This window comes from Kribbella polygonati (assembly GCF_050320105.1).
In the GTDB taxonomy this organism is placed as follows: domain Bacteria; phylum Actinomycetota; class Actinomycetes; order Propionibacteriales; family Kribbellaceae; genus Kribbella.
This window is the reverse complement of record NZ_CP190129.1, coordinates 568,629-586,960: the sequence shown is the minus strand read 5'-3', so window position 1 is coordinate 586,960 and position 18,332 is coordinate 568,629. Positions and strand designations below refer to the sequence as shown.

The 18,332-nt window shown below is 68.5% G+C and carries 17 protein-coding genes; 9 read left to right on the top strand and 8 right to left on the bottom strand.

The window, feature by feature from the left end:
• The first annotated feature begins 23 nt into the window (after positions 1–23).
• Positions 24–1,832: a LamG-like jellyroll fold domain-containing protein gene (locus ACQHIV_RS02750; RefSeq protein ID WP_427891314.1), complete on the top strand. Its 1,809-nt coding sequence runs from the start codon at positions 24–26 to the stop codon at positions 1,830–1,832.
• Here ACQHIV_RS02750 and ACQHIV_RS02745 read toward each other — a convergent pair.
• From ACQHIV_RS02745 to ACQHIV_RS02735, 3 genes are read right to left on the bottom strand one after another with little or no spacing between them, the layout of a single operon-like run.
• Positions 1,804–2,493 carry a phosphotransferase gene (locus tag ACQHIV_RS02745; RefSeq protein ID WP_427891312.1) on the bottom strand — a complete coding sequence of 230 codons (690 nt, stop codon included), beginning with the start codon at positions 2,491–2,493 and terminating at the stop codon, positions 1,804–1,806. The two genes, ACQHIV_RS02750 and ACQHIV_RS02745, sit on opposite strands and share 29 nt — an antisense overlap.
• Positions 2,490–3,968: a tRNA (N6-isopentenyl adenosine(37)-C2)-methylthiotransferase MiaB gene (gene miaB, locus ACQHIV_RS02740; protein ID WP_427891311.1), complete on the bottom strand. Its 1,479-nt coding sequence runs from the start codon at positions 3,966–3,968 to the stop codon at positions 2,490–2,492. Before miaB ends, ACQHIV_RS02745 begins: the two co-directional genes overlap by 4 nt.
• 35 nt (positions 3,969–4,003) lie before the next feature.
• Complete coding sequence (locus ACQHIV_RS02735; protein ID WP_427891309.1) at positions 4,004–5,467, bottom strand: PQQ-binding-like beta-propeller repeat protein; 1,464 nt, start codon at positions 5,465–5,467, stop codon at positions 4,004–4,006.
• A 95-nt stretch (positions 5,468–5,562) separates the two neighbouring features.
• On the opposite strand from ACQHIV_RS02735, the gene ACQHIV_RS02730 reads away from it, so the two are divergent.
• From ACQHIV_RS02730 to ACQHIV_RS02710, 5 genes are all read left to right on the top strand, one after another.
• Positions 5,563–7,086 (top strand): amidohydrolase family protein, encoded by a 1,524-nt coding sequence (locus ACQHIV_RS02730; protein ID WP_427891307.1) that lies wholly within the window; start codon positions 5,563–5,565, stop codon positions 7,084–7,086.
• A gap of 155 nt (positions 7,087–7,241) precedes the next feature.
• On the top strand, positions 7,242–7,970 hold the full coding sequence (locus ACQHIV_RS02725; RefSeq protein ID WP_380196953.1) for an amino acid ABC transporter ATP-binding protein: 729 nt from the start codon (positions 7,242–7,244) through the stop codon (positions 7,968–7,970).
• A 60-nt stretch (positions 7,971–8,030) separates the two neighbouring features.
• Complete coding sequence (locus tag ACQHIV_RS02720) at positions 8,031–8,951, top strand: glutamate ABC transporter substrate-binding protein (protein WP_427891305.1); 921 nt, start codon at positions 8,031–8,033, stop codon at positions 8,949–8,951.
• 77 nt (positions 8,952–9,028) lie between these two features.
• Complete coding sequence (locus ACQHIV_RS02715; protein ID WP_427891303.1) at positions 9,029–9,676, top strand: amino acid ABC transporter permease; 648 nt, start codon at positions 9,029–9,031, stop codon at positions 9,674–9,676.
• On the top strand, positions 9,676–10,545 hold the full coding sequence (locus ACQHIV_RS02710; protein ID WP_427891301.1) for an amino acid ABC transporter permease: 870 nt from the start codon (positions 9,676–9,678) through the stop codon (positions 10,543–10,545). The genes ACQHIV_RS02715 and ACQHIV_RS02710 overlap by 1 nt, the downstream gene beginning before the upstream one ends.
• A 45-nt stretch (positions 10,546–10,590) precedes the next feature.
• Here the strand turns inward: ACQHIV_RS02710 and ACQHIV_RS02705 are convergent, their stop codons facing one another.
• Positions 10,591–11,832, bottom strand: coding sequence for an arginine deiminase (locus tag ACQHIV_RS02705; protein ID WP_427891299.1), 1,242 nt, complete (start codon positions 11,830–11,832; stop codon positions 10,591–10,593).
• Positions 11,833–11,850: 18 nt separating this feature from the next.
• Positions 11,851–13,287 (bottom strand): basic amino acid/polyamine antiporter, encoded by a 1,437-nt coding sequence (locus tag ACQHIV_RS02700; protein ID WP_427891298.1) that lies wholly within the window; start codon positions 13,285–13,287, stop codon positions 11,851–11,853.
• Between the two features lie 124 nt (positions 13,288–13,411).
• Here ACQHIV_RS02700 and ACQHIV_RS02695 point away from each other — a divergent pair, with 124 nt between their 5' ends.
• On the top strand, positions 13,412–13,870 hold the full coding sequence (locus ACQHIV_RS02695) for an META domain-containing protein (RefSeq protein WP_427891296.1): 459 nt from the start codon (positions 13,412–13,414) through the stop codon (positions 13,868–13,870).
• Here the strand turns inward: ACQHIV_RS02695 and ACQHIV_RS02690 are convergent, their stop codons facing one another.
• A complete protein-coding gene (locus tag ACQHIV_RS02690; protein WP_427891295.1) occupies positions 13,871–15,169 on the bottom strand; it encodes an aspartate aminotransferase family protein in 1,299 nt (432 codons plus the stop codon).
• Positions 15,170–15,218: 49 nt separating this feature from the next.
• Here ACQHIV_RS02690 and ACQHIV_RS02685 point away from each other — a divergent pair, with 49 nt between their 5' ends.
• Entirely contained in the window at positions 15,219–16,307 is a 1,089-nt protein-coding gene (locus tag ACQHIV_RS02685; RefSeq protein ID WP_427891294.1) for an LOG family protein, read from the top strand.
• Here ACQHIV_RS02685 and ACQHIV_RS02680 read toward each other — a convergent pair.
• A complete protein-coding gene (locus ACQHIV_RS02680; protein ID WP_427891292.1) occupies positions 16,300–16,752 on the bottom strand; it encodes an N-acetyltransferase family protein in 453 nt (150 codons plus the stop codon). The genes ACQHIV_RS02685 and ACQHIV_RS02680 overlap by 8 nt on opposite strands.
• 39 nt (positions 16,753–16,791) lie before the next feature.
• Between ACQHIV_RS02680 and ACQHIV_RS02675 the strand changes: the two genes are divergently transcribed.
• Positions 16,792–17,484 (top strand): alpha/beta fold hydrolase, encoded by a 693-nt coding sequence (locus ACQHIV_RS02675; protein ID WP_427891290.1) that lies wholly within the window; start codon positions 16,792–16,794, stop codon positions 17,482–17,484.
• On the opposite strand, the gene pdxY is transcribed toward ACQHIV_RS02675, so the two are convergent.
• The gene (pdxY, locus tag ACQHIV_RS02670; protein WP_427891286.1) at positions 17,481–18,332 is read right to left on the bottom strand and encodes a pyridoxal kinase PdxY; all 852 of its coding nucleotides are present in this window, start codon (positions 18,330–18,332) and stop codon (positions 17,481–17,483) included. The genes ACQHIV_RS02675 and pdxY overlap by 4 nt on opposite strands.

Below are 18,332 nucleotides of genomic sequence, written 5' to 3'. Positions count from 1 at the left end.
AACGGACTTGGGAGCGTGGGGCGATGGACGAGCAGTACGGCGGGACCAGCCGGCGCGGGTTGTTGGGCGCGATCGGGGCGGGTGCGGTGCTGGCGTCGGGCACCCTGAGCGCGGGCAGCGCGGAAGCTGCTGGGCAGGCACGAGCAGGACGGATCGACACCGAGCACCCGCAGTTCACGCTCGCGGTCGTCCCGGACACGCAGTACCAGTTCGACCAGGACCGCGGTGACGCCGCGCCGTTGACCGCGACGTTCAAGTACCTGATCGACCAGCGCGGCGCGCAGAACATCGTGTTCATGGCGCACCTCGGCGACGTCGTGGAGAACGCGCAGGCGAGCGAGTTCGCGAAGGCGGACCCGGTCTTCAAGCTGCTCGACCGCGCTCGTTTCCCGTACTCCGTCCTGGCCGGCAACCACGACATCGACGGGTCGAAGGACGACACCCGCGGCCCGTCGCCGTACCTGGACACGTTCAGCCCGCAGCGGTTCCGCTGGATGCCGACGTACGGCGGATCGACCGCGAACGGGTACAACCAGTACCACGTCTTCCGCGCGGGCGGCCGCCAATGGTTGCTGCTGGCAATGGACTGGCGGCCGTCGGACGCGAGCTTCGCCTGGGCCCGCGCGGTGATCAAGGCCCACCCGAAGCTGCCGGTGATCCTCACGATCCACGAGCTGGTGAACGCCGACCACGGCAACCCGGTGGCGTACTTCAGCGACCACGGCAACCGCGTCTGGGAGCAGCTCGTCGACGGCAGCGACCAGATCTTCCTGACGCTGAACGGGCACTACTGGCCGCCCGGCCGGGTCACCCGGAAGAATGCCGCCGGCGACGACGTGCACCTGCACATCACGAACTACCAGGACCGGTACTACGGCGGCTCCGGGATGGTCCGGCTCTACCACTTCGACCTGGCCCGAAACACCATCGACGTCGAGACGATCTCGCCGTGGATCATGGCCCAGGACCCGGCCCGGCGCAACGAACTGGCCGAGGCGGAGATCGAGCTCAGCGACGACACGAACCGTTTCGGCATCCCGATCGACTTCGCCCAGCGGTTCGCGAAGTTCGCGCCGGAGCCGGTCCGCCCGGCGCGTCCGGCGAAGCAGCTCGTGATTCCGGGTACGGCGGCGTACTGGCGCTTCGACGGGCCGGTCGCGGACAAGGTCGCCGACCAGTCCGGGCAGGGCAACGACCTCACCCGGGTGCAGCTGAGCAACGACCTACCGACCGCGTCCGCGGAGTACCACCCGGACCAGCCGGGGCACGCGAGCTGGGTCTTCCCGGGTGGGAAGAATCCGGCGCGCGGCGGGTACCTGAAGACCGCGGACGGGGCGCCGCTGAACGCGATGACGTTCCCGAAGGGGTACACGATCGAGGCGTTCGTGAAGCTCGCCGACGACGGGCAGGACCACTCGTGGGAGGGTCTGTTCACCCGGCTCGGCACCGGGGCCGACGCGGGCAAGACGGGCAGCGACCCGGACGAGCCGGCCGCGAAGCTCGGGTTCTCCGGCGGGCTGCAGGTGCAGTGGGCGGTGTACCCGGCGGACAAGAACGACACGTTCACCAACTGGGGCCACGAGCAGCGCGCCGGCGAGTGGTTCCACCTGGCGATCGTGAACGACGGGCGGCACAGCGTCGTGTACGTCGACTCCTCGGAGCTGCTGCGCAACCCGGCCACCCCGTCCAACGGCCTCGCGACCGCGAACAAGCCGTGGCTGGTCGCGGCCGGGCACTACGCGAACACCATCGACCAGGGCTTCGCCGGCAACATCGGCGAACTCCGCGTCGTCGCCCGCCCGCTCAAGCCGTCGGAGTTCCTGAACGCCTGAGGTGGGAGCGGATGAGCTTCTCCTGCGCAGGGAGAAGCTCCCGCTCTGCCGGGGTCAACGTACGGTTCGCGGCGCGGCGGGCGAGGGCGGCGTCCAGGCCCGGCGTCGGGTCGATCGAGTTCGCCAGGTACGTCGCCAGCGCGTCCCGGAGCAGCGCGCTGAGGTCCGCGTACTCCGGGTCGAGCGCGACCTGCGCGAAGATGATCGCGGACATCGCGATGTCGAATTCCGCGAGCCCCTCCTCCGCGTTCCGCCAGTCGATCACGACCGGCCCGTCCGGGGTGGAGATCACGTTCAGCGGATGCAGGTCGCCGTGCACCACGACCAGCCCCGGCGTACCGCTCGGCGCCGGGATCGACTGCAGCCGCCGGTGCAGGTCGGCGTGCAGCAGGCCGATGTCGGTCGCGTTCAGCGCGCCCGCGATCGCGGCCTCGCCGACCGTCGGACCCTCGAGCCGCTGCACGACCATGTCCGCGCCGTCCACCTCACGGACCGCCGGCACCGGGTACCCGTACCGCGCCACGTGCCGCATGAAGTCGGCCTCGTCGCGGACCGGCGTACCGTCGCGGTACCGGCGCAGGACCCAGTCCTGGTCGATCGCGTAGACATCGGCGTCCCGCCCGAACGCGAACGGCTCGGCGTCCGGAGCGAGCAGGCTCATCCGGCCTGGCAGCCGCCGGCTGCCGGCTCGAGCGGCGTGGGCCCGATCGTTGGCATGCCCAACATCACGCCGGATCCGGCCGGTGCGTCCGGCGTCTCCTGCGCCCGCTGCCACGCGTCGCCGGCGCGGGTCCGGCGTACCGTCCCGAACACGTCGGCGACCAGGTGGTGCGGAGCGGCGTACGTGATCTCGACCGTTGCCATGTCACCCGGTCGCGGCGCCTCGACGTCGTCCGGTACGGCGAAGTGGACGAGCCGGTTGTCCGCGCCGCGGCCGCTGAGCCGGTGGGTGGAGGCGTCCTTCCGCCCCTCCCCCTCGGCCACGAGCACCTCGACCGAACGGCCGACGAGCGACTTGTTCTCGTCCCAGGCCAGGTCGTCCTGCAGCGCGACCAGCCGCTCGTACCGCTCCTGGACGACGTCGCGCGGGACCTGGTTCTCCATCGACTCGGCCGGCGTCCCCGGACGCTTCGAGTACTGGAACGTGAACGCGCCCGCGAACCGCGCCTGCCGGACCACGTCGAGCGTGCCCTGGAAGTCCTCCTCGGTCTCCCCCGGGAACCCGACGATGATGTCGGTGGTGATCGCCGCGTCCGGCATCGCCGCCCGGACGTCCTCGATGATCTTGAGATACCGATCCCGGCGGTACGAGCGGCGCATCGCCTTCAGGATCTGATCGGACCCGGACTGCAGCGGCATGTGCAGCGAGTGCATCACGTTCGGCGTCTCGGCCATCGCCTCGATCACGTCCGCGGTGAAGTCCCGCGGGTGCGGCGAGGTGAAACGGACCCGCTCCAGGCCGTCGATCGAGCCGCACGCGCGGAGCAGCTTCGAGAACGCGTACCGGTCGCCGAACTCCACGCCGTACGAGTTCACGTTCTGCCCGAGCAGCGTCACCTCGAGCACGCCCTCGGCGACCAGCGCCTCGACCTCGGCGAGAATCTCGCCCGGCCGGCGGTCCTTCTCCCGGCCGCGCAGCGACGGCACGATGCAGAACGTGCAGGTGTTGTTGCAGCCGACACTCACCGACACCCAGGCGCTGTACGGCGACTCGCGCCGGGTCGGCAGCATCGACGGGAACACCTCGAGCGCCTCGAGGATCTCGACCTGCGACTCCTGCTCGACCCGGGACCGCTCCAGCAGCGCGGGCAGCGACCCGATGTTGTGCGTCCCGAAGACCACGTCGACCCACGGGGCCTTCCGGACGATCGACGCCTTGTCCTTCTGCGCCAGACAGCCGCCGACGGCGATCTGCATGCCCGGCTTCTTGGCCTTCACCGGCGCCAGGTGCCCGAGGTTGCCGTACAGCTTGTTGTCGGCGTTCTCACGGACCGCACAGGTGTTGAAGACGACCACGTCGGCGTCGTCCCCCTCGGGCGCGCGGACATAGCCCGCATCCTCCAGCAGCCCGCGCAGCCGCTCGGAGTCGTGGACATTCATCTGGCACCCGTAGGTGCGGACCTCATAAGTACGCATGACAGCCACCAAGAGTACGTCCTCGCGGGCGCGGGTCAGAAAGCGCCGACCAGCGAGACCGTCCGCCCGTCGTCCGACTCGGCCAAGGCCAGCCCCGGCCCGATCGCCGAACCGCCGTACACCCGGCCGGCGCCACGCAGGATGCTGCTCGTCCCACGGCCCGTGTGGGCGTCCAGTGCGGTCAGTTGGCTGTAGTTGTTCCGCTGGTCGCCCCGGGACCACATCGGGTTGTGCACGGCCGGTTCGCTCTCGACGTACACGCCGCCGTTGTCGACCAGAACGCCCCGTACATTCCCGGGCAGCTTCTTGGTCCACAGCACAGCGCCGCTGGCGGAATCGGTCGCTGTCAGGGTCCGGTCCGTGCGACGCACGAGTACGTCGGGGCCGAAAACGGTGCTGCTCGTCGGGTCCGGGTAGCCGGACACCCCGGTGAGTGCGCGCCAACTGCCGTCTTTCAAGCTCACCGTCAGCTGTGCGTCGTCCGTAAAGAGATAGGCGCGGTCTCCGATCACCCGTATCGGCCCCGGCCCGTCGGGCAGGCACGGCATGCCCTTGGTGACGAACGCCTGCCCCGTCACCCGGACCCCGACGAGCCGGCATTGCTCGCCGTCCCGCTCCGAGAAGAGCGCCAGGTCAGCCTGTACCGCGGTCCTCGTGTACACGAGCCACGGCCGATGCACGGCCTCATGGCCGTCGGTCGCAGCGAGTACGACGTACTGGCTGTCCGCCCGAACCAGCACCACCGACGGCAGTACTGGAAGGGTGCGCGAGGACACCAGCGTGGCGCCCTTGCTCTCCGCCGGGCGCCAGTTCGTCCTGTGGCTCCACTTGGTCTTGCCGGCCGCGTCCACACCGGTCCACGTGCAAGGCCCGACGGGGAGCTTGGCGACGTCGCAGTCCGCGAGTACGACGACCCCGTCAGCAGCCGCGACCACGGGCGTCCACGCTGGATACCTGTCGAGCTGGGTCCACCCCTGATGCGCCTGCGCCCACCTGACCTTCCCGTCAGGCGAGTAATAGGTCACTTGCTGCTTGTCGTTCTCGGACGTCCACCCAACCACCGAGCCGTCCGCGGCGACGGCAGCGTGGTCAGCCGTGGCAGCCGGGTAGGTGCCGATCAGGTGGCCGTTGGACCGGTCGTACGAGTGCATCGGCTCCTGCTCACCAGCCACGTACAGGTGGTCCCCAACGACCCACGTCTGCAGCTTCAGGCTCTCCGGCTTGTTCTCGGCGATCCGTGCGGACCACAGCACGTCCGACGGCACCTGTGCTGACAAGACGACTCTCGGTACGGCGATTGCCGCAACCGGGACCAGTACTGCGACCGCGCCCGCCAGGACCTTCCGACGTACCAGCAGGGCGCCTATCAGCGGAGCACAGGCGATCAGGCCGACGACGTACAGCGCAGGACGCGGTACGGCGATGGCCCACACCACTGCAGCTAGTCCAGCAACGGCCAGGACGCAAAGCCCGGCCAGGGTTCCCCGTGTGATCTTCACGGAGCAGACAGTAGGCGACAAGGGGCCTTTCCCTACCTCTGAGCGTGGTTCTGCACCCAGTGCTCCGGCGCGTCGGCGGCAGAACACTGGAACCCATGAACAGTTCTCGTCGTCAGTTTCTCGCCCGTACCGCGGCCGGTGCCGCGATCGTCGCCGGTGGCACCTTTACTACTGCGTCTACGTCCCAGGCGAAGTCCTCGAAGCTCACCGCACTCACCGGAGTCACGGTGATCGACGTCCGCACCGGGCGCCGGAACCCGTACCAAACGGTGCTGATCAGCGGCGACCGGATCGTCGGCGTCGGGCGGTTCCCCGTGCCGCCGGGCGCGGTTGAGGTCGACCTCCGCGGGAAGTACGTCATTCCCGGCCTCGCCGACATGCATGTGCACAGCCTCGGCGACGAGCGGGTGTCGCCGGCGCTCTACCTCGCGAACGGGCTGACCACCGTCCGCGAGATGTCCGGCACGAACCCCGCGCTGTACGACTGGCGGGACCGGATCGAGGCCGGCACCCTGCTCGGCCCGCGGATGGTCGTCGCCAGCAACATCATCGACGGCGACCCGACGCTGTGGGACCCGAACCTGATCAAGGTGATCGTGGTCGACGGCGCCGCCGACGCGCGGGCCGCCGTACGCCGGGTCAAGGCCGAGGGCGCCGACTTCGTCAAGGTGTACTCGCGGCTCAGCCGGGAGTCCTGGCTGGCGATCGTCGACGAGGCGCGCACGGTCGGCCTGACCGTCCACGGCCACGGGCCCGACCAGGTCACCAGCAAGGAGGTCAGCAACCGCAGCCAGCGCAGCATCGAACACATCCACTCGCTCGGCCTGTCGGTCTCCACCCGCGAGGACGAGGTACGGCGGATGCTGCTCGCGATCAAGGTCGCGAACGGCGACTACAACAGCTGGTTCCGCCAATTGCACCCGATCGAGTGGATCGCCGCCAACACGTACAGCCCGGCCCGCGCCGCCGACGTGTTCGGCACGCTCCGCCGGAACCGGACCCGGGTCACGCCGACGCTCACGATGCACAACGTCCTCGACCAGATCGACTACACCCGCCTCGACCCGGCGCTGGCGAAGTACCTGGGCGAGGACTCGATCGGGACGTACGACTACGTGATCCAGAACCTGTACGCCGCGAACCGGACCGCCGAGGAGATCTCCCACCAGCACGAGATGTGGGCGTGGCGGCAGCGGTTCGTCCGGGAACTGTTCGCGCACGACGTACCGGTCATGGCCGGCACGGACACGGGTACGCCGTACTCCGTGCCCGGGTTCGCGCTGCACGACGAGCTGGAGCACCTGGTCGGGGCGGGTGCCACACCGAGGCAGGCGCTGTACGCCGCGACCGTCGAACCGGCGAAGTTCCTCGGGCTGGAGGCACAGCTCGGATCGGTCGAAGCAGGCCGGATTGCGGACCTGGTTGTATTGGACGCCGATCCATTGCGCGACATCCGCAACAGCCGCCGGATCGACACGGTCGTCACCCGGGGCCGCGTGATCTCCCCCACGGCACGCGAGCAACTACTCGCCGGGGTCGAACGGGCGGTCAAGGAGCCGCCGACCGCCGCAACCATCGCTGCAGGAGGCTGCTGCGGAACCGGCACAACCGGACACTGAAGCACAAACCGGAGCGGACCGTGACCACCGGATCACGGTCCGCTCCGGTTTATTGCAGATCGTTACCACCGTGGAACCACCCGGGCCTGCGACCGCACCCTCGGCTCCGCTAGGTTCTGGCCATGAGCGATTCCGGAACCTTGACGAAAACTGGTCTGGTTGCGCTGACCGGCGTCAACAAGCATTACGGCGATCTGCACGTCCTGAAGGACATCAACCTGTCCATCGCCGAGGGCGAAGTGGTCGTCGTGATCGGCCCGTCCGGCTCCGGCAAGTCGACGCTGTGCCGCACGATCAACCGGCTGGAGCCGATCGACTCCGGCAGCATCACCCTGGACGGCCAGGCCCTCCCCAGCGAAGGCCGCGCCCTGGCCAAACTACGGGCCGACGTCGGCATGGTGTTCCAGTCGTTCAACCTGTTCGCCCACAAGACGATCCTCCAAAACGTCACCCTCGGCCCGACCAAGGTCCGCAAGGCGGACCAGAAGCAGGCCGAGAAGCGGGCTTTGGAACTGCTGGAACGGGTCGGTGTGGCCAGCCAGGCCGACAAGTACCCGGCCCAGCTGTCCGGCGGCCAGCAGCAGCGTGTGGCGATCGCCCGCGCCCTGGCCATGGACCCGAAGGTCATCCTCTTCGACGAGCCCACCTCGGCACTCGACCCGGAGATGATCCAGGAGGTCCTCGAGGTGATGGTCGATCTCGCCAAGCAGGGCATGACGATGGTCGTGGTGACGCACGAGATGGGCTTCGCCCGGACCGCGGCGAACCGGGTCGTGTTCATGGCCGACGGCGAGATCGTCGAGGAGTCCGACCCGGAGACCTTCTTCACCAGCCCCACCTCGAAGCGGGCCCAGGACTTCCTGGGCAAGATCCTCAAGCACTGACCCGGCAGTCCTGCCGCCCGCAGCTGTGCCCAGTAACGAAACGAAGGGGAAATCCAGATCATGAGAATGCGCACCCTCGTCGCCACGGTCGGCGTCGCAGCGCTCGCGCTGACCGCGGCCGCCTGTGGCAAGGACGAGCCGAGCGCCTCCGGCGGCGGCGGCAACGCGTCCGACTCGTGCGGCGACCTGCACAAGTTCACCACCGCGACCGGCGTCGACGTGGCCGGCAGCCCGACCTTCAGCAAGATCAAGACGGCCGGCAAGGTCACGGTCGGCGTCAAGGCCGACCAGCCGAACCTCGGGTACAAGGACGCCAGCGGCAAGCGCTGCGGGTTCGACATCGAGGTCGCCCGGATGGTCTCGGCCGGTCTCGGCTTCGACCCCGACAAGATCGAGTACAAGGAGATCCCGTCCGCGAACCGCGAGACCGCGATCGCCGGCGGTGAGATCGACTACTACGTCGGCACCTACTCGATCACCGACAAGCGCAAGAAGCAGGTCTCGTTCGCCGGTCCGTACTTCATCGCCGGCCAGGACCTGCTGGTCCGCAAGGCCGACACCTCGATGGACGCCGGCAAGACCGCCCTGAAGGGCAAGAAGGTCTGCTCCGCGACCGGCTCGACCCCGATCCAGCGGGTCAAGGACGAGCAGCTCACCGAGGCGAGCAACATCTCCGAGTTCAAGACCTACTCGGAGTGCGTCTCGCAACTGCTGGACAGCAAGGTCGACACTGTCACCACCGACGACGCGATCCTCAAGGGGTACGCCGCCACCGCGCCCGACCAGCTCCGCGTGGTCGGCAAGCCGTTCAGCACCGAGAAGTACGGCATCGGCCTGCCGCTGGCCGACAAGGCGCTGCGCGACAAGGTGAACTCCATCCTGGAGACGTCCGCGTCGGACGGCACCTGGAAGGCGATCTACGACGAGACGCTCGGCAAGTCGGGCTCGGACTCGACCCCGCCGCCGCTCGAGAAGTACTGATCCATCGGCCGGCCGCGGCGACCTCCTGCAGGCGCCGCGGCCGGACTCTGTTCCTGTAAGGCAAGAGGAAGGTCGCGATGTTCTCGGTCCTCACCGACAACTGGCCGCTGTTCCGGGACGGTTTCTGGCTGACGATCCGCCTGTTCGTGGTGTCCGGCGTACTCAGTCTCGTCATCGGCACGCTGCTGGGTGCCTGCCGCGTGTCCCCGGTACCGGCGCTGCGTGGCTTCGGCACGGGTTACGTCAACGTCCTGCGGAACACCCCGCTCACGCTGGTCTTCGCGTTCCTGTTCTTCGGCGCCGCCAAGATGCACCTCGCGCTGCCGAACCCGTTCTGGACCGCGGTCGGCGCGCTGACGATCTATACGTCGGCGTTCATCTGCGAGGTGGTCCGGTCCGGCGTGAACACGATCGCCCCCGGTCAGTCCGAGGCTGCCCGCGCGGTCGGTATGTCGTTCTTCCAGGTGCTCACGATCGTCGTACTGCCGCAGGCGTTCCGGGCGATCATCCCGCCGTTGATGAGCGTGCTGATCGCGCTGCTGAAGAACACCACGATCGCGGCCGGCTTCTCGGTCGCGGAGGCCGGTGCCATCCCGGCGGCGATGTCCGAGCGCGGTGAGAACCAACTGCTCACGCTGCTCTGGATCACGATCGGGTTCCTGATCCTGATCGTGCCGCTGATCTTCCTGCAACGGTGGGCCGAACGACGGACGGCGGTGGCCTGATGAGCTCAGTCCTGTACGAGACCCCCGGTCCGCGGGCGAAGGTCCGGAACCGGATCTCCAACGTCGTGGTCGTCGTGGTGCTGCTGGGCGCGCTCGCCTGGCTGATCCACCGGATGTACGTGTACGGCCAGTTCGAGGGCCGGCTCTGGCAGCAGTTCCAGTACAAGGCGATCCAGCGGCAGATGCTGGACGGGCTGCTGCACACGCTGAAGGCCGCCGGCCTCGCGGCCGTCCTGGCTCTGGTTTTCGGTGCGGTGTTCGCCGCGGCGCGGATCAGCGACCACAAGTGGGTGCGGACGCCCGCGACGCTGATCGTCGAGCTGTTCCGCGCGGTCCCGCTGCTGATCCTGATGTTCTACTTCTACTTCGGCAACATCCAGTTCGGCCTCGGGCTGGGCCCGTTCTGGGCGGTCGTGTTCGGCCTCACGCTGTACAACGGCTCGGTGCTGGCGGAGATCTTCCGGGCCGGCATCGCCGCGGTGCCGAAGGGTCAGCGCGAGGCGGCGTACGCGCTCGGACTTCGGAAGAACCAGGTGGTCCGGCTGGTGCTGTTGCCACAGGCAATCAGCGCGATGCTGCCGGCGATCGTCAGCCAGCTCGTCGTCCTGCTGAAGGACACGGCCCTCGGCTTCATCATCACCTACGGCGAGCTGCTGTACGTCGCGAAGCAGATGGGCGGCCGGCTCACGTACGGGTTCCCGTACATCCCGACGTACATCGTCACCGCGGTCATCTACATCGGCCTGTGCTCGCTGCTGTCCCTGCTGGCGAAGTACCTCGAGGGCCGCTCGCGCCGCCGCCGCAAGGTGACCGGCGCCCCGCCACCCCTCCCCCTGACCAATGACCCGGGCCAAGGCGCCCCGATCTGACAAGTACGACCGGCACGACAAGCGCTCGGCCGGGGCACCACCGGATCAAAAGTCGACTGGGTCGCGGGTGAGGGGGCAAGTCATGCAGTGGCCCCCGCCTCGGCCGCGGCCCAGTTCGGCTCCAACGATTGAGATGACCTCCACCCCGGCCTTGCGGAGCAGGGTGTTGGTGGTGGTGTTGCGGTCGTAAGTGAAGACGACGCCGGGCTCGACGGCGACCGCGTTGTTGCCGCTGTCCCACTGCTGCCGTTCGGACGCGTAGAGGTCGCCGCCGGTCTCGATCACGCGGAGTTCCTTCAGGCCAAGTGATTCGGCCACCACCTCGACGAACGGCTTGGTTCCCTCGTCGGTGACCTCCAGGCCGGGCTTCTTGTCGCTCGGGCGCAGGCTGAAGCTGTGGATAGCGTCCACGATCGCCGGGTACAGCGTGACGACGTCGCGGTCGGCGAACGTGAAGACCGTGTCGAGGTGCATCGCCGACCGCAGCTTCGGCATCCCGGCCACCACCACGCGTTCGGCGGCCTCCCGCGCGAACAGCGCGGCCGCGACCTGCGTGATCGCCTGCCGCGACGTACGTTCGCTCATCCCCATCAGTACGGCGCCGTTCCCGGCCGGCATGATGTCGCCGCCCTCGAAGGTGGCCTGCGCCCAGTCCTTCTCCGGATCGCCCCACCACACCGTCGACCCGACGTACCCGGGATGGAACGAGTAGATCGCCTTGTAGATCAGGGTTTCGTCGTGCCGGGCGGGCCAGTACAGCGGGTTCATCGTCAGGCCGCCGTACAGCCAGCAGGTGGTGTCGCGGGTGTAGAGGGTGTTCGGCAGCGGCGGCATCAGGTACTCGCGAGCGCCGATCTGCTCACGCGCCAGGGCGACGTACCCGGTCCCGAACTCGCCGGAGAGGTCGGACACCGCGAGCCCACCGATCAGGTACTCGGCGAGCTCCCGCTCCGGGATCGACTCCAGGTACGCGCGGGTGTCGTCGACCAGGCCGAGCCCGACGATGTTCGGTACGATCTTGCGGTCCAGCAGCCACGCCTTCGCCTCGGGGATCTCCAACGTCCCGGTGAGCAGATCGTGCAGCTCGACCACCTCGACGCCACGGCCGCGGAGCTTGTTCACGAAGTCGGCGTGGTCGCGCTGCGCGTTCTCCACCCACATCACGTCGTCGAACAGCAGGTCGTCGGCGTTCGTCGGGGTCAGCCTGCGGTGCGCCAGGCCCGGTGCGCAGACCAGCACCTTGCGCAGCCTCCCGACCTCCGAGTGAACGCCATGTGCCTCGGTCATGGGGTGGGTCCTCTCGTCCTAGATGGTGATCCAGCCGGCCGCGAGCGCGACGATGCCGATCACGGCGCCCGCGATCGAAACCGCGAGGATGACCAGCTCGACCGGGCTGAACAGTCGTTTGCCCTGCTCGCGCCGCGTCATCACGAACAGCACCGTCGCCGGCGCGTAGATGATCAGCGCGAGCAGGATGAACCGGATCCCGGCGGCCACCAGCAGGAACGCGGTATAGATCGTCGCCAGCGACGCGATCACCAGGTCCCGGGTCCTCCCGGCCCCCTCGTAGCCGTCCCCGTTCAGGGCGATCTTCAGGCCGTACGCCGCCGCCAGCAGGAACGGGATCAACGTCAGCGCACTGGTCAGGTCGAGCGCGAACCCGAACGCGTCCTCCGAGAACAGCACCACGACCAGCATCACCTGGACGAGCAGCGTCGACATCAGCAACGCCGCGCCGGGTACGTCGGTCTCCGGGTTGTGCGCCTTCAGGAACCGCGGCATGTCGTTGTCCTTGGCGGCCACGAACAGCACCTCAGCCGCCATCAGCGTCCACGCCAGGTACGCGCCGAGCACCGAGATGATCAGCCCGAGGCTGACGAAGACCTTCCCCCACTGCCCGTACGCCGTCTCGAGTACGGACGCCATCGACGGCTGCCGCAGGTCCGCGAGCTCGGAGTACGGCATGATCCCGTAGGAGACGATCGTCACCGATGCGAACACCGCGAAGACGCACAGGAAGCCGAGGACCGTGGCCCGGCCGACGTCCTCCCGCCGCTTGGCGTGCCGCGAGTACACGCTCGCGCCTTCCACGCCGAGGAACACGAAAACGGTCACGAGCATCGTGCCGCGGACCTGGGTGAACAGGCCGCCGACGTCGGAGCCGCCGCTCCAGTTGTCCGCGAAGACCCGCGGACGCAGCGCGAACACGCACAGCACCACGAACACCAGAATCGGGATCACCTTGGCGATCGTGACGATCCGGTTGATGACCGCTGCCTCCCGAACACCTTTCCTGACGAAGAAGTAAAAAACCCAGGTACCGATCGTCGACAAAACCGCCGCCGGCCAGGTGTCGCCGTCGCCGAGCGCCGGAATGACGGCACCGGCGGTCGACATGATCAGCACCCAGTAGGTGACCGTTCCCACACAAGCGCTTGCCCAATAGCCGAAAGCCGAGAAGAAGCCCGGATAATCACCGAAACCGGCTTTGGCATACGCGTACACACCGGCGTCCAGATCAGGTTTCCGGACCGCCAGCGTCTGGAACACGAACGCCAGCATCAGCATGCCGACGCCCGCGATCGTCCAGGCAATCAGCGCCCCGGCCACACCGGTTTGCTGGGCGAACCGGGCCGGCAGCGAGAACACGCCGGCGCCGACCATACTGCCGACGACCATCGTCGTCATTGTCGCGAAAGTGAGCTTCTGTGCGGTCGGAACGCCTTCCGCTGTTGTGGTCATCCGCGCCCCTCGGTGAGCAATCGGGCTCGATCCGGGAATTTGCGCAAAAATCCCCCTGGCCGGCGGCTATTGCCACATTCCGGCCTGTGTCATTCAAATTTCCCCCGCCCCGACAATGCTGTCAATGGTGTATTGGGGCATACTGATCACCATGTCCGGCCGCGGCCTACTCAGCGTCGTCACGGCGATGGTCGTACTGTCCGCCTGCGGCGCCGCCGCGGGGCGCAGCGCGACGTACGCGCTGGGGCACACTCCCGAGCTGTCCGACCTCACCGACGCCACCTGGGTCGCCCACAGCATCGCCAACCGCGGCATCGTCGCGGGATCGGTCATCCGGCTCACGTTCACCACCGACACGGTGACGGCCGACGCGGGCTGCAACACGCTGACCGGCGCCGCGTCGATCGACAAGCACGAGATGGTCGTCAGCTCGCTCGCGGCCACCAGGAAGGCCTGCGAGCCGGCGCTACAGGCTCAGGACCGGTGGCTGGCCGCGTTCCTTGCCGCCCGACCGACGATCGAGCGACAAGGCAACGAACTCTGGCTGAGCCGTCGTGCGGAGGTTCTGCACCTCACCTCGTGATCAGTGCAGGGTGCCGAAGGAGTCGCGGATGATCTCCAGTGCTTCGGCGGCCTCTTCCTCGGTGAGGGTCATCGGTGGGGCCATTCGGAGGACGTTGCCGTAGAGGCCGCCCTTGCCGATCAGCAGGCCGCGGTCCTTGGTCTCCTGCTGGAGTTTGGCGGTGGCGGCCGGGTCGGGTGTCTGGTCGTCGGGCTTGACGATCTCGGCGGCCAGCATCAGCCCCTTGCCGCGGACGTCGCCGAGCTCCGGGAACTCGTCGGAGATCCCGCGCAGCCCGTCGGCCAGCTGGGCGCCGCGCTTGGCCGCGTTCGCCTGCAGGTCCTTGTCGAGCAGGTAGTCGATCGTCGCCTTCGCCGCGGTGGTCGAGATCGGGTTGCCGCCGAACGTGGACAGCGAGTTCGCCTTGATGCTGTCCATCAGCTCGCCCTTGGCGACCACCCCGCCGATCGCGAACCCGTTGCCGAGCCCCTTCGCGAACGTCATCGCGTCCGGTACGACGTTGTGCGCCTGGATCCCCCAGAAGTGCTCGCCGGTGCGGCCCCACCCGGTCTGCACCTCGTCCGAGATGAACAGGATCCCGTACTCGTCCAGCACCTCCTTGAACGCGGCGTACAGCCCGTCGGGCGGCGAGGAGAACCCGCCGACGCCCTGGATCGGCTCCGCGATCAGGCAGGCGACGTCACCCGCGGTCGTGGTCTCGATGACGTTGCGCAGGTCGTCGACGCAGACCTTGACGTACTCCGCGTCCGGCAGGTCGCGGAACGGGCTGCGGTACCGGTACGCGCCCTGCAGGTACTGCACGTTGACCGGCGACAGGCTGCTCGCGGACCATCCGCGGTTGCCGGTGATCGCCACGGTGCCGAACGCGCGGCCGTGGTACGAGTTGCGCATCGCGAGCACCTGGTTCGAGCGCCGCGCCTGGGTGGCGAGCAGCAGCGCCGTCTCGTTCGCCTCGGTGCCGGAGTTCGCGAAGAACACCTTCGCGTCCGGGATCCCGGACAGCTCGGCGATCTGCTCGGCCAGCTCGATCTGCTTGCGGATCAGGTACACCGTCGACGTGTGCGCGATCCCCGACCCGAGCTGCTCGCGGACCGCGTCCGAGATCTCCGCGATGTCGTACCCGATCGCGTTGGTCAGGATGCCGGCGAAGAAGTCGAGGTACGTGTTGCCCTCGCCGTCGGTCACCCGGCGGCCGGACCCCTGCACGATCTCGATCGGCTCCTCGTAGTACAACGCGAGCCATGCCGGCATGACGGCCTTGTGACGCTCCCAGAGCTCCGCATGTGTCCGCTGTGTCATGTCCAACCATTACCTCACCTGGTGGTGCGCGTCCATTACGGTGCTGTCCGTGACGTTGCCGAGCATCCCGCATGTGGACATCGAATCCCTGGAGCACTTCGACCGATTGCTGGCGGCCGGGGCCGCGTCGATGGCCGGCTGGCGGGTGCAGTCGGTGGACCTGACCCGTCGTACGACGGAACTCCTCGGGCTGAAGCCGACCGGGTCGGTGTTCCTCGGCTGTGCGCTGGAGGATCAGGCGGACGCCTGGGTACGGGACGGCGGCGGGCTGGTGTTCCCGGCGATCCCCGAGCTGCCGTTCGACGCGTACCGCGGGCGGCTGTACGACGCCGACGAGCTGTACGCGGGGCTCGAGCACGGGTACGACGCCACGCCGGATGCCCAGATCTACGCGTGGTCCCGGCAACACGACGAGAAGGGCGACACGGGCCGTACGCTCGCCGCTGCCCTGCACGACCACGCGATCGCCGATGCGCTGACGGAGCTGCCCTCGTCGAAGTCGTGGGTCGGCGTGATGGGCGGCCACGGCGTACTGCGCGGTTCTTCCGACTACCGGTCTGCCGTGTTACTCGGCCGTACGCTGGCCCGCCGCGGGCATGTGGTGGTCACGGGCGGCGGTCCGGGCGCGATGGAGGCGGCCAACCTCGGGGCGTCGCTGGCGGCGTACGACGACTCCGTGGTCGAGGACGTGCTGACCCGGCTGGCCGCCGTACCGTCGTTCCGTCCGTCGATCGCGGCGTGGGCCACGGCGGGTCTCGACGTACGGCGGGAGTTCCCGGGCGACGGTGGGGTGTCGATCCCGACCTGGTTCTACGGTCACGAGCCGCCGAACGTGTTCGCGTCCGCGATCGCGAAGTACTTCTCCAACGCACAGCGTGAGGACGTACTGCTCAGCCGCGCCCGAGGCGGCATCATCTACCTCCCAGGAGCCGCCGGCACCGTCCAGGAGGTCTTCCAGGCCGCCACCCCCAACTACTACGGCGACGCAGCCACCCAGATCCCCCTGGTCCTCGTAGACGTCAACCACTGGACCACCACCCTCCCCGTCTGGCCCCTACTCCAGTCCCTCTCCACCAACCGCCCCATGTCGGTCCACCTGGTCCCCACCATCAACGAAGCAGCCGACCTGGTCAGCTGAGCGTCTTGGTCAGCTTCACGTCCTCCTCAGCGAAGCCCAGGCGGCCGTAGAACGCACGGGCATTGCTGTTGGCAGCACCTGTGTCGAGGGTGACCGCTTTGAGCCCCTGCAGCTTGGCGTACTCCGCGGCCGACTCCATCAACGCCCGCCCCACGCCCTGACCTTCATGACCCGGGGCAACCACCAGTTCACCCACATACAGCTCGCGGTCGCCAGCCCAGTGCGTGCGCTGCTCGCCGGAGACGAACCCGACGATGCCGTCGTCCTCGGCGACGAGCACGATCCGGCCCGGTTCGGTCGATCGTGCGAGGGCCTCGACGACCCAGCCGGTGACGGCGGCGAGAACTCCCTCGGATGATCGCCATGGGGCGACTCCTTCCGCGAGGCGTGGGGCCAGTGCGAGGACGGCTTGGCGGTCGGCTTCGGTGTAGCGGCGTACCTGCATGGACTCAGTTTGTCGGTGGGGTGGTTTACGGTGCTGGGCATGGTGAGCTTTGTGTTGGTGCCGGGGGCTTGGTTGGGTGCTTGGGCGTGGGACGAGGTGGCTCAGGTGCTGCGGGACGCCGGGCACGAGGTTCATCCGGTGACGTTGAGCGGGTTGGCCGAGCGGCGTGGGGTTGATGCCGGGCAGCAGGAGCACGTCCAGGACATCGTGCGGGTCGTCGAGGAGAACGATCTGCGGGACGTCGTGCTGGTCGGGCACAGCTACGCCGGCGTGCCGACCGGGCAGGCGGCGGGGCGGATCGGGGACCGGCTGCGGCGGGTGGTGTACGTCGACTCGAACATCCCGGCCGACGGTCAGTCGTTCGTGGACGGCTGGTCCGCGGAAGGGCAGGCCTGGTTGCGGGACCAGATGGAGCAGTCCGGCGGGTACTGGCCGCCGTTGGAGGCCGAGGACTACGTGGGCCAGGACCTGTGCGAGGAGACGATCGCGCTGATCCTGTCCCGCGGTACGCCGCACCCGGCACGCTCGATCACGGAGCCGGCCGAGCTGGTCCGGCCGATCGGCGAGCTGCCCACGACGTACCTGAAATGCCTGATGGACGGCCCGATGCCGTCCGCCGCGGTGCTCGAGCAGCTCGAGTCACCGCGGTGGGAGCTCGCCGAGCTGAACACCGGCCACTGGCCGATGCTCTCCCAGCCGGACGAGCTGGCGAAGATCCTCGCCGACGCCTAGCCGACCTGCTGCGGCTTGAACTCCAGCTTCGGGTTCGCGTACGCGTCCTGCGACTCGACCAGCTGCAGCTCCCGCTCCCCCGACTCGTGGGTGCGGGTGAGCAGGTCGAACACACTCGACGTGGTCCGCGCGAGCGCGTCCGCGAGATCGCCCGTACTGCGGTAGTGCGCCGTGAACAGCGCGGCCGTCACGTCGCCGGACCCGTTCGCCTTCATCGGGATGTACGGCGTCTGCACCAGCCACGCGCCGCTGTCGTCCACGGCCAGCATCTCGATCGTGCCGTCCTCGCGGTCGGGGCGCTCCACGCTGGTGACCAGCACCGTGCTCGGACCGGTCGCGCGGGCCAGCTCCACCGAGGCCAGCGTCGACTCGAGCGTGTCCGGCTCGGTGTTGGTGAGGAAGCCCAGCTCGAACTGGTTCGGCGTGATGATGTCGGCCGCCGGCACCACCCGGTCGCGCAGCAGCACCGGGATCGCGGGCGCGACGAAGCACCCGGACTTCGCGTTCCCCATCACCGGGTCGCACGAGTACACCGCCGCCGGGTTGGCCGCCTTCACCCGCTCGACCGCCTCGAGGATGACGTCCCCGATCCCCTCGCCGCCCTGGTACCCGGACAGCACCACGTCGATCTGCGGCAGCACGCCCCGGTCCTCGATCCCCCGCAGCACCTCCCGTACGTCGTCCGGGCTGATCATCGGCCCCCGCCACGCGCCGTACCCGGTGTGGTTCGAGAAGTTCACCGTGTAGACCGGCAGCACCTCCACGCCGATCCGCTGCAGCGGGAACACCGCCGCGGAGTTGCCCACATGCCCGAACGCCACCGCCGACTGAATCGAGAGGATCTTCAC